The organism is Alteromonas sp. Mac1, assembly GCF_001562125.1.
In the GTDB taxonomy this organism is placed as follows: Bacteria; Pseudomonadota; Gammaproteobacteria; order Enterobacterales; family Alteromonadaceae; genus Alteromonas; species Alteromonas stellipolaris.
The window spans coordinates 2682001-2699376 of record NZ_CP013932.1 but is presented as its reverse complement, the minus strand read 5'-3'; the positions used below and the strand labels follow the sequence as shown (position 1 = coordinate 2699376).

Here is a 17376-nt window from a genome sequence, read left to right as displayed (position 1 = left end):
CAAACATTCTGATACACTATAAAAAATAATAATAACGATTCATTCATACGAGTTGTCATGCGCTGGTACCTAATCTCAGTTTTATTTGTTGTTTGTTTCGTTAGCACTTTTAGCTACGCTGAGTCTCCCCGTCTTTCAAATCCAGTATTCCAATCGTTGTCCACTAAAAATGGGCTTCCACAAGATGTTGTAAACGATATCGCTATAGATAAAGATGGCTTTGTATGGATAGCCACTGATGGCGGCGTGGCGCGATGGGATGGAGTAAGAACAAAAATTATAAAAGGTCCCAACGATCTTTTCGTTAATGCATCAATAAACAAAATTAGCTTAGAAACTGACAAGGCACTCTGGATAAGCACGTATGCATCGGGTGTTTACCGCCTTGATTTCAGCACTCAAGCTATCACCAAACAAGTGGCATTACCGTTTTCAACCCAAGAAGATTGGTTTCAAGATGTTAGTCAGTTTTATTGGCAAGATGAAGCTACGTTGTTCATTGCCATGCCTGAACAGGTTATTCGTTTTGATACTCGCACCATGTCTTACGAGACAGTTTTCATACTCAGTGACGAACTCATTGCTCAACGGCATTTCATTCGAGATATTATCGTTGTAGACGGCTGGCTATTACTGGCCACTAGTGATGGATTAGATGCTATCGAGTTATCCAACGCTGATGCAAAAACCATTTCCGTTAATTACCTGAACGGCGTTGAGCCCGATATTGATAACCTAAACACTAAATTTCTGATGCACGACACGGAAGGCAGGATTTGGGTAGGTACGGTTAATGGGCTATTTCAAACCACGAAAGTTGAATTATTGTCTCATGTGGTTAGCGATAAGCCCTCGGGGTTCCAGCAAATAGTCAGAAGCCGCAATATCTGGACGATGGAACAACGTGACGACAACGCATTTTGGTTTGGCACCAACGAAGGTCTGTTTGAATTACAACTTATCCAAAACAAATGGGTGAGTGAACACATCCTTGAGCCCCATAACGGCAGAACAGAGCTCTCTAACAAACGCATTCTTGATATTGAAACCGATTATGCCGGTAATTTATGGTTAAGTTCGGTTTACGCGGGGGCATTGTATTTTGGCGTAAAAAGCGCCGAAATTTATGCTATTCAAAACAACCGAAATGACAAAAGTACCACGCTAAGCGACAGTGTGGTTTGGTCTTTAACTCAAACCGGCAAAGACGTGTTATGGATTGGTACCGAAAACGGATTGAATCGATTTAACCTCAAAGCGCGCACATCAGAACAATTCATTACCTCTGACAGTGAATTTGTGGCCGAAAGAGAGTGGTTAATTGAAAAGTTAGTCCCCACAGGCGATGGCAGGTTGTTTGTGCAAACTTACATGGGGATCCGGTTGTTCGACCCCAGTACAGGAAAATTATCGATACCACCGTTGCAATCATCTTTTGATAGCGATGTGTTCAATGCATGGAACTCTAGTATTACCATAGGTGCTGACGGTGACTTATATTTTGTCGGTAATCATTACTACCGCTACAACTTAGAGGCGGAAAAATTAGAGATTATCGGTTTGGATGAGGATATCTTCGATATCAATTTTTCCATTGGCTTTTTAGGTGCCTCTTCTTATCACGATAACCGTCTGTTTCTTGCCATGGTTGGCGGTCTATGGTTGGTCGACCCTGTTACCTTAGAGCATGAGTTGGTATATCGCTTTTCAGAAAAACAACGCGCGAATGAGCGTTCGATAACATCGTGGGTTATCGATAACACAGGTGTATTGTGGCTCGCTTTTAGTGGTTATGGGTTATTCGGAGTAGATGCCGATACCTTTGAACCGCTTTATAAGTTAAACGAAAGTAACTTGTTACTTTCCAACATCGTTTACGGCTTACAAAAAGACAGTAACGGGGATATTTGGTTTAGTTCGCATTCTGGGCTGCACCGATACTCACCAGCCTCAGCTCAAGTACAAAACTTTATTTACGGCCGAGAATTATCAGTGTCGGAGTTTAATCAAGGGGCATCACTTGAGCTTATTGACGGGCGTCTCGCTTATGGCTCAACATCAGGTGTTGTGGTTTTCTCTCCCGCGTTGCTCAAACAAATGGGCAGCAATTCGAACCTCGTTTCCAGACAAACAGCAATTACTGATGTGAGTGTCGATTCACGTGAGCTTGTGCTCCCCTTAGGTAATTTAAACGGGCAGAATATCAGTTTAGATTATCAAGATTACGGAATGACTATCCACTTTTCATCCTTGTCGATGAATGGAGTAGGTAAAGCAAAGTATCACTACACCTTATTACGCAACAACCAAGTGGTTAGTGATGGCGTGTCAGAAGACGATAAAATTACCTTAACTAACTTAGAGCCAGGCCGCTATCACTTTACAGTGGGACCACTGGCCAGCAGTGTGGAATATAACGTTTTACCCGCCACATTAACGTTTGATATGCCTTATGTTCCGTGGCGCTCGCCCTTTGCCTATGCAATGTATTTCATCTTGATACTGCTGATGATTATTGCGTACGTGGTTTCACGCCAGCGTCATTTATTTCGACTCCAAAAAGCGCAGCAGCAAGCGTTACTTTTCAACGATGCATTTCGCCAAACCCGCGACTGGGTGCTTATTTTTGACAAAAATAAAGTGCCTGTGGCTGCAAACCCCGCATTTGAAAACGTATTTGAATTCAACACCAAAGAATCGTTAGCAAAGCAGATTGATAGGCTTTTCACCCGTTATCCTACGCTGGAATGGCAGCTATCTGGCAAGCTTTCTGACCTCAAGGGGGGAGAGTTTTGGAAGGACGAAGCGGTTATTGAAGGCGCTGACACAAAGCAGTATGACGTACTGATAGACATTAGCGCTGTTAAGGGGAGTGAAAAAGACGAGCAAGCTGACCATTATCTGCTTGTAGTGTCTGACATTACAGAACAAAAGAATGCAGAACGTAAGCTGCTGAAGTTAGCCAATTATGACGGCCTAACAGGCCTGGTCAACCGCAGCTTGCTACTGGACCGATTAGAACATGCTATTGCAGGGGCGCGTCAACAAAGTACCCATGTGGCAGTGTTGTTTGTAGATTTAGACCGCTTTAAAGGTATTAATGACTCACTAGGCCATGATTATGGCGATAAGCTACTCAAAGTGGTGGCGAATAGAATGCGTAACTTAGCCTCTGATGCAGGTACCGTAGCGCGTTTGGGCGGCGATGAGTTTGTGATTGTCATTGAAGACATGGAAACCACTGATGGGCTTACCTCTTTTGTAGCACAGTTGATCGAGTCGGTTGAAACCCCTATTTCGCTGGCTAACGAAGTGCTACGGGTATCATGCAGTGTCGGTATTGCCTTTTACCCCGATGATGCCACAGAGCCCGCTGAGCTAATTAAACAAGCTGATGTGGCCATGTATTCTGCAAAGAAAGATACCCTGAGTGGTTTTACATACTTCACGAAAGATATGAACGACAGAGCTAAACACAGGCTCATCACAGAAAACTTAATAAAACGTGCTTATTCTGAAGACAGTTTCTTCAATCATTATCAGCCAATCATTAATACCCACGAAAAAACTACTATCGGGGTTGAACTGCTACTTCGTGGTGAGCTAGATGGCAAACCTATTTACCCAGACGTCTTTATTCCCGTTCTAGAAGAGTTAAGGTATATCATTGATGTGACTCGGTCGGCCATGCGTCGGGCCGCCGAAGATTTAGCTATTTGGTATGAAGAAGGCTTTAGAGGTTTCGTTTCAATCAATTTATCTGCGCTTCATTTTAAAACCGAGTTTGATTTAGACGCTGTTTTTTCCTTACTAAAAGAATTCAATCTGCCAAAAGAAGCGTTTCGTTTTGAAATCACGGAAGGTGTATTGATGGATGATAGTGACAATGCACTGCGTCAAATCGAACGCTTCGTTGACGCAGGTTTCATTCTAGCGTTAGATGATTTTGGGACTGGGTATTCGTCACTAAGTTATCTTAAGCGTTACCCGCTATCGGTACTTAAAATTGATAAAAGCTTCGTTAACGATATGGCACCAGGCAATGCTAACGATGCTTTGGTAACGACCACAATAACCCTTGCTAGCAGCTTAAATATGTTGAGTGTTGCTGAGGGCGTAGAAACCGAAGAGCAGGCGTTGAGTCTGTCTGAAAAAGGATGTGTATTACATCAAGGCTACTTTTACGCTAAACCTATGCCCAGTAATGAACTTTCCTCCTATCTGTTTAAGCAATGGTGAGTGAAGTTTACTAATTTAAGTGCGCCGTTAACTTCCCAAGCGATGGAAGAATAGGTATTTGCTTAAAATTAACGCGTATTAGATCATCATAGAAGTTAAGTCTAAACTATAAGAAATCTAAATTTCCGGCGCTACGCCACGTCATTCATCGCATGAAATGTAAACGTCCGTTTAAAAAGCTTGTTATTCGTCTGAAAATAAGGCTTATTAGAGATCTGTGAAATGATTGTAAAAATAAGCTACATTATAACAACATATGAGTGACCTATGCCGCTAGACATGACAGCAAACGCAAACAGCACTGAAGTGATTAAATCGCCATTAAGTATGTTGTACCACTGGGAGCAAACCAGTGGGGACGACGTTTTCCTTACTCAGCCTGTTAATGGTGAATATCAAGATTATACGTGGAAGCAGGTGGGTAACCTTGCTCGTCGCGTAGCGAAACGACTTGAAGAAATGGCATTGCCTGCAGGCAGCCGTATCGGTATTTTTTCGAAAAACTGTGCCGAATGGTTTATTGCCGATTTAGGTATAATGATGGCAGGGCACGTCTCAGTGCCAATTTTCTCTACTGCCGGGCCTGACACCGTACAATACGTTCTCAAGCACGCCGACGTTCAATTATTATTCGTAGGTAAGTTAGATAATACTGCAGAGCAAGTAGCGTCTATTCCAGCTGAATATAATACTGTTGCCTTTCCTTATCCGAATATCGATACCAAGCAGCAATGGAAAGAGTTTATCGATTGTTCGCCTATAGCTGACTCGCCTGTTCAAGATATGAACAGCATCATGACAATTATTTATACGTCGGGTAGTACGGGTCAACCGAAAGGGGTAGTTCATAGTTATTACACGATTTGTTGGGCTGCACAGCAATCGCTAGAGCAACTTGATGTTAACCGTGACGATAGGCTTCTAAGCTATCTTCCTCTAGCCCACATCACCGAGCGCGTACTCGTTGAATTGGCAAGCTATTACAGTGGCGGCAAAATTCACTTTGTTGAAACGCTATCGTCGTTCCAACGTGATGTACTTCATTGTGAGCCTACTTTGTTTATTTCTGTGCCTCGTCTTTGGACTAAGTTCCAGATGGGCGTATTGGCTAAAATGCCACAGAAGAAACTAGATACCTTATTGAAGATTCCAATTATCAATAAATTGGTGGCGAAGAAAGTACGTAAAGGTATTGGTATCGACAGCGCACGTTTATGGGCCAGTGGCTCAGCGCCGTTAGCACCTGCTGTTATTGAATGGTTTGCTAAAATTGGTGTTTATATCTCAGAAGGTTGGGGTATGACGGAAAACAGTGCCTACGGTACTAGTAGCGTGCCTTTCCGCCACGACAAAATTGGTTGTATCGGTAAAGCTTATCAGGGCGTAGATGTTCGCATTTCAGAAGAAGGCGAGATTCAAGTTAAAGCGCCATGTAACATGCTCGAATACTATCTTGAGCCCGATAAAACAGCAGAAGTTTTTACTGAAGATAAGTACCTTCGCACGGGCGATAAAGGTGTTATTGATGCAGATGGTTACGTTAAGATCACCGGCCGATTGAAAGATATTTTCAAAACAGCCAAGGGTAAATACGTAGCACCAGCACCTATTGAAGCTAAATTCATGGAAAACCCTATCGTAGAACAGGTTTGTGTAACGGGGAATAACCTTCCTCAACCTGTCGCCTTGTTAGTACTAAGTGAAGAAGCGCAAAAACACGATAAGGCAAGTGTTGAAGCTAGCCTCAAAAAGACCTTTGAACACATCAATGCGAAGCTAGAGAGCCACCAAGTGATGGATCGTGTGGTTATCATGAAAAATGAGTGGAGTATTGAGAACGACTTGCTTACGCCAACGCTTAAAGTGAAACGCCATGTGCTTGAAGAGCGTTTTGACGGTGTAATTCAAGGTGAATACATAGAAAAATTAGTATGGGTTGATGCTTAACTCAGTAAGTGAGCAGCGTAAATTATGATAAAGCCGAGCATATTATTATGCTCGGCTTTTTTTGTAAGTGCAGCTAATTAAAAAGCGACTTGCGCAATGTCAGTTAAATTAGGCGGTGTATCTTGCCTGAAGCCCTTTATACACGTTGTCACTGAAACTAGCGTCTGACAGGTTCAAGTCATTCATGACTTCAACTAAATGTTCATTGTCTTCACGTCCTTGCCATTCTTTTTTGTAGGTGCCTTCTTTATAACCGTTGTCTTGGCGGAAGAAGTTTAGAACGTTTTTGCCCACGTATTGACGATAAAGTTCGTCGGCATGCATATCGCACTGCTCAACAATTTCCATGAAAAGCGGCACACTAAAACGTTTAGCGGCACAAAGCCCTGTCATTAATTCTAAGTTGTCTAACAGCGATTGCTGTTTTGGCTGGTATTCTCTACCGTCGAAGGTGACGATAACATCACCTAAGGCTAATTGTGCAGCAATACTTTCAGCAGCAGTACTGACTTCACCTTTAGAATCGATGATGCACGCAGATAGCGCGAAGTGCCAAATATCGACCAATTCCATTTGCAGTTGTGGCAAATCTTTTTGCTGTGCTTTCCACCATTTCCAGCCGTGGTGTTCAATCGCTTCAACAGATTCCACCATAGCGGCTCGCAAATAACCGTAGCCTGCATTAATCCAATCGGGATTAACTTTTGTGTTCATTTTGTCTTGTAGTGCGAGCATGGTGGCAAGTTGTTGTTGTGTAAGCATTATTATTCCTAAAACGATGTCTTTATCAAATTAAGCATTACACTGCGGTAGACCTAATTTCTAATTGAGGAAATTGTACTGCAATGCGAAGAGTCAGTGAATGTTTATTGATGACTTATTTAGCGTAATGCTGTTGAAGGTTTAGGGGATCAGTCGCAGGTTGAGTCCGAAACACGGGCTGAATTCATGGTGCATAAATGGTGCACCTGCACCATTAGTAACCTAAGGAAAGACTTATATAAAACACATATTTAATTAAGTTGTTGATTTTATTCGAATTAAAAGTTGGCACTTAACCTGCAAAATCATTTTTGTTAACTGTGTTATGCAGTAGCGCTAACGTGAATGAGCGCCAGGCAACGCTTATTCACGTTGCTACTGGGTAACCCGTAAACCTTACCCATACAGGTTTTTCGTGTCCTGAGGCCTGTATGGGTTTTTTTCTTTTTATTGTCTCTTCCTAGTAGCCATCAATTAAACGCTCTTTCCCTTAATAATATCGCTTAAATCTGTTTAATTTCAGCTTACCTATTCACTGAATTACGATACACTCAATATCATAACGCCCGCTGAATACGACAAAGGATTTTCCGATTGCTCGCGCTTTATCCATCGAACAAACTTGAACACCTCAGCTTCCTTCTTACTACGCTAATCAAGCATCAACCTAATGGCGTTTTTACCCCTGAAACCATACTAGTAGAAAGCCCAGGCATGCAACATTGGGTAAGTATGCAACTTGCTAAAGAGCAAGGCGTGGCGATGAACCTTGATTTTCCGTTACCGGTTCGCTTTATGTGGAACACGGCAAGGTTAGTGTTGGGTAAAGATAAAGTACCTAAGCAGTCGCCTTACCGACGTGAAGTGCTTGCATGGCGCATTGATGCACTTTTACTAGAAGCGGCGGGAAAAGAAACATCGCTACAATCTACAGCAGCGTTCGAGCAGGTTAATAAATACTGGTTACAAGCGGGCAGTCTGCAAGAGCAAGGTGTACAACGACTGCAATTGGCAACCGCATTAGCCGATGTGTACGAGCAGTATTTGTTATATCGTCCAGATTGGTTGTTTGCGTGGGAAGAAAACCAGCGCAAAACGAATGATGAGTCTGAAATTTGGCAAAGTGAAATATGGCGTCATCTATCCAAGCAAGAACCTTTGCACCCAGCAAGACTGCACCAACTTACCCTTACCGCGTTAAATAGCGGCGATCATCTTGAAAGCGGCGTTAGCGAATTACCCAACCGTATTGTGGTGTTTGCTATTAACACCATGGCGCCGCAGTTGATTGCTTTTTTCGATGCGTTAGCGGCGCACATCGATATTCATATTTTTCATTTGAACCCCAGTGTTAATTATTGGGGCGATGCGAAAAGCGATAGCGAACTAGCAAGGCAGCTTCGCATGGACGGGCTAGAGAAATGGATGCAGACGGATCAAAGTAACCCGTTATTAGGTAATTTGGGTCAGCAGGGCAGAGAGCTTTTCAATTTGCTCACCGATTTAGACACTTTTGAAGTCAGTGCCTTCGACGCGCCCATTCCAGCTGATAGTGAAAGCGGTGAAATCTTATTACTAAACCAAATTCATAACGATATATTAGAAGCGTTACCGGCTACGCCTCTCGCAAGTATAAAAAGCACAGATGCAGACCTCTGTGAAAACACTGATGACAGTGTGACCATTATGTGTACCCATTCAGCGCTACGTGAAGTACAGGTGCTGCACGATCATTTACTGCACTGGTTATCGCAAGATGCATCAAGAACGCCATCTGATGTGCTGGTGATGTGCCCCGCGATAGAGAACTATGCCCCGTTTGTAGACACGGTATTTCATCGGGTGGGAACTAAACCGCTAGGAGGCAATGGGCCAGTGCGCTTGCCATGTACTATTGCCGATAGAAGCCCCATGGATGCTGAGCCTCTTATTGCCGCTTACATGACACTCCTTCATTTGCCTGATAGTCGTTTTGGCGTATCAGATATTGTCGATTACTTGCAACTAGATGCGGTACAAAAACGCTTTAGTATTGCACAAGATGATATTGACCAAATGACAGTATGGCTTAAGCAAGCTCATATTCACTGGGGGTTAGACGGCAGCCACAAAGCCAATGTATCGGCAGGAGCCACCCATGAAAACACCTACAGCTGGTGGTGGGGAATTAGGCGTTTATTGTTAGGTCTGTTAGCGCCAGATAGCGAAGGTATTATCGATGACATGTTGACCATTCCCGATGTGGAAGGTCAGTCGACGGTAACCCTAGGTAAGCTAATCCATGTTATAGAGCTACTTGGCAGGTTTGCCACTGAGCTTAATACCCCACGAAGCCCGAATGCGTGGGGGGCCGATTTATTAGCACTGCGTGATACCTGCTTTACCCCAACCAAAGAGCAAGAACACAGCTGGGACCTTATTGCTAAAGTGGCCGCTGATTTGGCTGCTCGATGTGAAGAAGCAGGTTATACCTACGATTTAAGTTTACGTCAGGTGAGGGAATTACTGCTAAGTCGTTTCTCATCTCCTGATGCAGGTAACCACTTTATGACGGGACAAGTGACGGTATGTTCCATGCTGCCTATGCGTAGTATCCCGTTTAAAAAAGTCTGCATATTAGGGCTTAACGACAGCGAGTTTCCTCGTAAGTCTACACCCTTAGGCCTCGATTTAATGGCGGGGCCTGATAGAAGAGTAGGCGACCGTTCCCGTCGTTTAGAAGACAGATACCTCTTTTTAGAAGCGATTATTTCGGCCAGAGAAAGCTTGTATTTAAGCTACCAAGGTAACGATGTAAAAAATAACAGTGAGCGCCAACCTAGCTTAGTGTTAGGTGAATTTTTGGATATGTTAGACACGGGCTATCAGGTAAACATTGGCCATTATTTAAAGCATGCGCCATTACACCCGTTCAGTGAAAGCGCGTTTACCGGCGCACTCCCCAGCTATGAAACGGGCTGGTTACGCCTAGCCCAATCACTACGTGATGCTGTTTCGCCTGCCCCCGAAACCGAAAGCTCTAGCATTGATGGCAACAAAAAAGGCAGAGAAGGCGGTAAAAAAGGCAGCGAAATACAAAGTTCACTCGCGCCTTTAGCGGTAGACAGCACACCTGAAAACACCAGCTTTCAGTGTATGCAGGTGGCACGCGCGTTTCGCGATCCACTAGAGTTCTTTTCACAGCAGCGATTAGGGGTAAACTTATCCCAGTCATTCACCTTACTAGACAATAGCGAACCTTTTGAAACAAATGCGCTAGTACGGTATCAAGTACTCGACGCAATGTTTTCTTCAAGTGCTTCATTTGATGATGCGAATGCGGCAACTCTTCAGCACAGCGATAGAGTAGTGCAATTCGCCGCGCTTCGTGGTGACATTCCCAATAACCCTGTAGCTCAAGAAGAGCTAGAGCTGTGGAAGGAGAGCGCGGTAGCCCTTACCCAAGCGATGGGGCCTCATGATGCCGAACCGAAAAGAGCGCAATTTGCAGGCAACCACTTTACCTTTACTGCCAGTGCGCTTGAAGGCGGAAGCAGCTTAATGCAGCCGTGCGCAGGTAAGGTGAATGATATAAGAGCCTTAGGTTACTTTATGACCCAGCTTGTGTTTAGTGCAAGCGATGATGTAACACCCCATACTCAATATCCGCTAGATATCTTTTACTGCGATTGGATAAAAGGTGAAACTAAGCTAATGAAGCGCACGTTTCCAGCAGTGGACAAGAATACTGCCCGCCAAGTTTTGTTAAGTATTGAATCATTATTCGTTGGCATATTAAGTGCCCCTACGCCAGTGTATAGCTCATTAATGAGTGCTGTAGTAAGTGGTACTAAGAAATCACCTGGCACCCTTTTGGCAAACAAAGTCACCGTACCCATATTTCTGGCTAGCCTTGAGGCTAATTCAAAAATTGATGCTGAATTTGAAGACGGTGCTCAAGGTGGTGGTACTCAATTTGATAGTGATACCGAAGATACAGAAGAAGTCGGCAAGTCCCTCATACCTGATATATGCGCATTTTTTGCCAGTGAAGATGCCCAGCGCATACTTAAAAATTGGCTACAGTCATCGGGGCAATTTACCGCTGATATCGCGAGTAACCCTTATGTTAAATGGTTATTTCCTGATGGCGTGAGTTGGCATGATATGCCAACCACACAGGCTTTTTTATTGTTTGCTTTGGTCGTTAACATTTCATCAGAGGAGCAGTTATGAGCTTTTCTAACAGTGAAAGATCTACAAGTGCCTCATCCACGAAAGAAGCTAAATTGCTAAACGTGCCAGCTATGCCGCTAAAAGGAAGGCATTTAATTGAAGCCAGTGCGGGCACAGGTAAAACCTATAACATCACTCGTTTATACTTACGCTTATTGTTAGAGAAAAAACTTAACGTAAAAGAGATTTTGGTGATGACCTTCACCAAAGCAGCTACCGAAGAAATTAAAGGGCGTGTGGCCAAAACGCTACGAGAAGCCACCGCGTTTTGGGAAGCGTGCCTGCAAGTCGATGACTCTGATACAGGTGATAGCAGTGCGATTAATGAGAAAGAAAATAGCGCTAGCGGTTTAAATGAAAACGCTGACTTAGCTGCGCTATTAAACAGAACCGATCCTGTCTATGCCCATTTATATCGAGCCTGTGCACCTAAAGAAAGTTTGGCTCTGCTAAAAGCCGCTCAACTAGAACTCGATGACGCGTCAGTCTTTACTATTCATGGGTTTTGCCAACATGTGATTGGGCAACTAGCGTTTAATAGTGGTTTTGCAATGGCGCTGAACTTAAGTAAAGACACTAGCGATATTTATTTGCAAGCGGCGCAAGATTGGATAAGAAAAGTCTCACAGAATGAAGCCGATTTCATGTTGTTGGCTGAACAAGGCTGGCATGTACCAGACAGCCTATTAAATGAATTTTCTTCAAGTGTAAGAAGCGCGCTTACACCGGTTTTGCTAGATGAAGAAACCATAGAGAAGGCTTTTACCGCTAGCCTGCACGAAAACGAGAGTACTGCGCCAGCACAATTTACGTTCCATTATAATAATATTGTGGATAACGAAACGCTTATTCACGAACAACTACTTAAAAAGCCTGATCACAAAGCGGTGCGCACGCCTGAACTCGCTGCACTTAAATCCTGGCTTGAAAGCGCTGAATATGAGCCGTTACCGCGAGAGGGCGCCGCGTTTCTTGATGGCCGCCGGTTTGCTCGAAACAAGTCTGGGGTAAAAGAAATTCTTGCGCCTATTAAAGGCTTTGCCGATGCCGTAATAGCGGCATGCAAAGAAAAGCAAGATAACCTCGATAAAATCCCTGTTTTTACGCTTGTTAACGACGCCATTAGCTTTATTAAAACCAATGTGGCGGCACAAAAGCAGCAACTTGGCGTTATCGACTTTGACGACCTTATTCGTATGCTCGCAGATGAAGTGGTTAAGCCTAATAACAGCTTAGTGCCCGAGCTTAGAAAGAAATTCCCCGTTGCCTTAATTGATGAATTTCAAGATACCGATGCCAAGCAATACGCTATTTTAGATGCGGTCTACCCTAAAGCGGACGCTAATGTCTGCGATGTGAATGCTACAGAAGGCACGGGCTTCGAGTCCGGCTTAGCTTTCGAGGAAAATGCTGGCGTTGAATCAGGTTATGGAAAGCGAAATAGCGACAACGCGCTACTCATGATTGGCGACCCCAAACAAGCGATTTACCGCTTCAGGGGCGGCGACATTTTTACTTATTTAAAAGCAGGACAGCAGGCGGATTATCGTTGGGTAATGAACACCAACTGGCGTTCGGTGGCCGGCATGGTGAAGGCCTATAACCGGTTGTTTTACGGCGCGCCGGTTCCGCAAACGCCCAATCCAAAAGAGTCTAGCTTTAGAAATGTGTTCGGCTTTAATATTCAATACAATCCGGTGGAATTTACACCCAATGCCGCGGCAGCAACTCACCCACTTCACGATCCTAACGATGAACGTGATGCAATGAATTACGTGAGTTTTAGTTTAGATGAAAAAAGTGATGCGAATACGCTACGCCGTGGGTTAGCGCAGTGGATAGCCCAAGAGATTTACCGTTTGTTTAACGAGGTGACTTTTGTAGATGAAAAGGAACCCACTAACCCCGTTAGGCCAGTAAAACCTGCCGATATTGCCATATTGGTAAAAAATCGTAATGAAGCCTCGGTAATTAAATATGTATTACAGCAGCAAGGCTTGGCCTGCGTTTATTTGAGCGATAGAAGTAATTTATTTGCTACCCCCGAGGCTAAAGATGTACTGCGGTTACTTAATGGTGTGTGGCACAACACTGATACTAGCAAGGTGGCCTCTAGTTTGGCTTCACCTTTATGGGGGTATACACCGCAAACCCTCGTAAACTTGTTGTATCACGAAGACGATGCGCTATGGGATGAGGCTTACGACAAGGTCTCCTCATTACGTGATATGTGGCTACAAAAAGGCTGCATGAGCGTATTGCTGCATCTGATGCAAGAAAACTACACGCCATATGGTGGCGAAGTAGAGCGTGCTCTTACTAATTATCAGCATCTAGCGGAAACGTTAGAAAAAGCGGGGGCTACCCATCAGCGCCCGGAGCAGTTACTTGATTGGCTACACAAGCAAATTCATCAGCCTGAAAGCGATGAGGAAATGACCCTTAGACTTGAAAGTGACAGCCAGTTAATACGCTTGGTTACGCAGCATGGCTCTAAGGGTTTAGAGTATCCCATTGTGTTCGTACCCTTTGCTACAGGTTACCGTGACCCCGCGAAAAGTGGAAAATCGTACTCGCAAATATTCACCTATTACGACGAACAGAGCCAAGAATTGCAGCTACAATTGGGCCGCACTAATTCGGCAATTGAACGGGTACGCAAAGAGGGCGACGCAGAAGAAATGCGATTAGCTTATGTGGCTGTTACCCGAGCCGCACATCGATGTTATATGGGCATCTTGCCATTAGACGGGCATGAAAAAAGTGCCTTGGCCCATGCGTTAAACATCAATGACGATGAAGGGCGTGATTGGGGCACTATGCTAGACGCCATTGCTAATGAACCTGACGCGCACGCCACTCACATTAGTGCCGATTCACTAGCGCATGAGTATTCAAGCTTTGACAGCACGGAAACGCTTGTCCCCTTAAGTACCTTAACCTTTGAGGGTACTAGCAGCGAAGATTGGCGATTGTATTCTTTCTCGGCTATTAGCCGCATGACGGTGATGTCAGTAAGCCAAGCAGCAAAAGAAGTTAGCCAAACAGTACCCAGCATTCCTGTCATGCAAACAGTGCGAGACGAGGAGATAACATCAGATGATGCTTTTGCGGTTACCTCTGGTGAGGTCGTTTCACAGAACCAAATACGCTTTACCCTACAAAAAGGGGCGAGCGCCGGTAATTTACTGCATGACTTACTTGAGCTTAACGATTTTTCAGCGCCTAATTGGGATGAAAATGGTGCTGAACTCGCCGTTAGATTTGGGTTAGAAGCATCACGTACTGCCGATTTATATACCTGGTTAGACGAAGTACTGGCTACGCCACTGGGTACAAAACAGTCGCCAAGTCATTTAACCCTGTCAGACCTTTCACTGGCGCAAACGCTTAGGGAAGCAGAGTTTTATTTTCCCATGAACGAAAGTAAATGGAGTGAGCTAAAACACATATTGTTTGAACACAGAAAGTCTGTGGCAAAGCAGCTTGCGTTAGAGCACGGTGGCGAATCAGACATTGATTTACCTATAGCAGAGCCTGTTCAGGCCGAGCCTGTTCCGTCTTTAATGATGTCGGCTCTTGAGGGCATGATGCACGGGTTTATAGACTTAATATTCACCCATGAAGGCAAGTACTATGTTGCCGATTATAAATCTACGTGGCTTGGCGATAGCGTATCGCACTATAAGCCTCAAGCATTAAACGCTAATAATCAGCATCATTTGTACGACTTACAGTATTTAATTTATTGCTTAGCACTACACAGATACCTAAAGAATGCCATTGTTGACTATACGCCCGAAGTGCACTTTGGTGGCGTGTACTATTTGTATTTACGGGGCATGCATCCAAGCAATACGAACGGGGAGGGCGTCTTTTTCACGTCCATAGATTCGGTAACGCTACAGGCTTTAGATACCTTGTTTTTAGGCCCCGTGATTGCAGAAGATAAAGCTTCAGTTCAGAAGCTTTCAGACGATCACGCCTTAAATGGCCCGTCGCCAGATGCAGTGCAAGGGGAGTTGGACCTATGATAAATAGTGACGAGTATTTAGAACAACTTTTCGGTATTGAAGCAATTGATCGTTTTGTAGCTCTGGAGTTTGCCCATTGCGAAAGACTTACCGACGCTGAGCAGGTCATCTGGTTACATTTGCTGGTGGCATTGCCTTTTATGCAGCGCAGCGGCCACAGTTGCTTGTTACTCACTGAAATCGCAGGAACTCGGCTGTTTGTTGAGCCCCAAAGCGACGCAGAAAGCGAGCCCGATCTTGATCCCAGCACTGTTATTGAGTCACAAGCAGAACCTGCTCCTACAGAATCAAGTACAGAGGCATCATCTCGCAAGTTAGGCTACGCATTTCCAGGTCTTACCGAAATGATCAGTGTGATTAAAAAGGCACTAGGCAGCGAAAAGGATGACAAGAATAAAAAGCTATTCCCGCTATTTGTCTATCAATCAGGCAAGTTGTATAGCCGCCGCTACTTTAATTTTGAACAAGAAATTGCCGCTAGTATTGTTAATCGAACGCATGTGACAGCGCTAAGCGAAGACGGGCTATCACGGGTTAAAGCGCTATGGCCAACCATGTTTCCAACTAACACCACCGACGAACAAGACTGGCAACAAGTCGCGGTGGCGAAAAGTTTGGTGCAACAATTTAGCGTAATTAACGGTGGCCCAGGCACAGGGAAAACCTACACTGTACTCAGGCTGCTATTAGCGCTTCAGGCGTGTAACCAAAACGAGCGGATCGTATTAGCAGCCCCAACGGGTAAAGCGCAGCAGCGCATGACCGAATCTATCGTGAGTAATTTGGAAACCTTAAGGGGTAAAGTTGATGACAACCTGTTAAACAACGTACCTACCGATGCGGTTACGCTTCATAGGTTGTTAGGACTACGGGAACACACCATCGCCACGCGTTACAATCAGCAAAGCCCGCTCATGCTTGATGTGCTTATTGTGGATGAAGCGTCCATGGTCGACTTGGCGCTAATGGCTAGAATTATTCGCGCTTTACCGCCTCATGCACGTTTGTATTTCATTGGTGATGCCGATCAGCTGCCTGCGGTAGAGCTAGGTAACGTGCTTGAACAACTTGTACACGATAGCGACGAAGAAGAGTTTGTCGCATCGGGTATACATACCAATAGCCATAGCCTAGGCGCAGTCACTAGCGAGCTACGCCAGCATATTGCTTCCCTGTGCCCACATCTGCCCTTGCTGCCTGTGAACGAGAATGCTAAAACTTGGGTGCATACCCTGCAAGCGCCTCAGCGATTTAAAGGGCAGGTGGCTGAAGTTGCTACCGCTATTCAGGCAGGAAAAAGCAAGCAGGCGCTTGATGCTATGCATTCAGAGGCTCTTACAGACAAAATGCCGGCGGTTAAATCTAGAGATACAGGCGAGAAAAGCCACTGGCTACAAGACGGTGTATTTATTCAACCTGAAAGCCGGTTTACAACTAGCGTGTTGAAAAAGTTAGCACAAGAAAGCTATGAACCTGTGTTTAAAGCGCAGAGCGCCAAAGAAGCGTTGAGTCTGCTCAATCGCGTGCGATGGTTGACTCCAGTTCGAAAGGGCGACATGGGTGTGGAAGGGTTGAATGCGTTGGTGTTTGACGCGATAAAACACAATATCAAACGCCGCGAAGGTTTTTTCTACCAAGGCCAACCCATTATGATTGTGAAAAACAATCACCCACAACGCTTATCGAACGGTGAGGTGGGTATTATCTGGCCTGATCTCAGCGGCAAGCTATTGGCTTGGTTTGAAACGCAAGACGGCGACCTACGTTCAATTTCGTTATCTCGGGTTCCTGCGTTTGAGACAGTATTTGCAATGACAATACATAAATCGCAGGGTTCAGAGTTTAAATACGTGGTGTTAATACTGCCTAGGCCTGAAAACGAAAAAGCTGCTGGGTTGTTTCATCGAGGGTTGGTCTACACCGGCCTAACGCGGGCTAAAGATGGGTGTTTGGTTATTGCGAACACCACAACATTTAGCGCTATGGTAGAGCGGCGAGATAAGCGTTTTTCAGGTTTGTCAGAGGCAATTAAAATGTGTGTGTTAGAAGATGAATAATGTGTTACCACTTACAGTTTTAAATGCTTACCATAATTTGAGTCGTAAAAGTGGGCAACTAAAACCTAGAAGTTAAAACCTAGTACCTAAAACTTAAAAGCTAAAACCCAGACGCAGCTAGG

Annotated in this window: 6 protein-coding genes; 5 read left to right on the top strand and 1 reads right to left on the bottom strand. The window is 44.5% G+C overall.

The window, feature by feature from the left end; all coding sequences use genetic code 11:
* Positions 1-57: 57 nt before the first annotated feature.
* Both AV939_RS11485 and AV939_RS11480 read left to right on the top strand, forming a co-directional pair.
* Positions 58-4239: an EAL domain-containing protein gene (locus AV939_RS11485; protein ID WP_061997691.1), complete on the top strand. Its 4182-nt coding sequence runs from the start codon at positions 58-60 to the stop codon at positions 4237-4239.
* A 267-nt stretch (positions 4240-4506) separates the two neighbouring features.
* Entirely contained in the window at positions 4507-6186 is a 1680-nt protein-coding gene (locus tag AV939_RS11480; protein WP_061997690.1) for an AMP-binding protein, read from the top strand.
* A 108-nt stretch (positions 6187-6294) separates the two neighbouring features.
* Here AV939_RS11480 and AV939_RS11475 read toward each other — a convergent pair whose 3' ends face one another.
* Complete coding sequence (locus AV939_RS11475; protein ID WP_057791271.1) at positions 6295-6948, bottom strand: dUTP diphosphatase; 654 nt, start codon at positions 6946-6948, stop codon at positions 6295-6297.
* A 594-nt stretch (positions 6949-7542) separates the two neighbouring features.
* On the opposite strand from AV939_RS11475, the gene recC reads away from it, so the two are divergent.
* The 3 genes from recC to recD are packed head-to-tail and all read left to right on the top strand — an operon-like array spanning position 7543 to position 17254.
* The gene (recC, locus tag AV939_RS11470) at positions 7543-11163 is read left to right on the top strand and encodes an exodeoxyribonuclease V subunit gamma (RefSeq protein ID WP_061997689.1); all 3621 of its coding nucleotides are present in this window, start codon (positions 7543-7545) and stop codon (positions 11161-11163) included.
* On the top strand, positions 11160-15197 hold the full coding sequence (gene recB / locus AV939_RS11465; RefSeq protein WP_061997688.1) for an exodeoxyribonuclease V subunit beta: 4038 nt from the start codon (positions 11160-11162) through the stop codon (positions 15195-15197). The genes recC and recB overlap by 4 nt, the downstream gene beginning before the upstream one ends.
* Entirely contained in the window at positions 15194-17254 is a 2061-nt protein-coding gene (gene recD / locus AV939_RS11460) for an exodeoxyribonuclease V subunit alpha (RefSeq protein WP_082746052.1), read from the top strand. Before recB ends, recD begins: the two co-directional genes overlap by 4 nt.
* Positions 17255-17376 lie beyond the last annotated feature (122 nt).

What these genes read in the sequence shown, in the direction of transcription:
- AV939_RS11485 (WP_061997691.1), top strand. Translation starts at nt 58, where the DNA reads ATGCGCTGGTACCTAATCTCAGTTTTATTTGTTGTTTGTTTCGTTAGC.
- AV939_RS11475 (WP_057791271.1), bottom strand. Translation starts at nt 6,948, where the DNA reads ATGCTTACACAACAACAACTTGCCACCATGCTCGCACTACAAGACAAA.
- AV939_RS11480 (WP_061997690.1), top strand. Translation starts at nt 4,507, where the DNA reads ATGCCGCTAGACATGACAGCAAACGCAAACAGCACTGAAGTGATTAAA.
- recB (WP_061997688.1), top strand. Translation starts at nt 11,160, where the DNA reads ATGAGCTTTTCTAACAGTGAAAGATCTACAAGTGCCTCATCCACGAAA.
- recD (WP_082746052.1), top strand. Translation starts at nt 15,194, where the DNA reads ATGATAAATAGTGACGAGTATTTAGAACAACTTTTCGGTATTGAAGCA.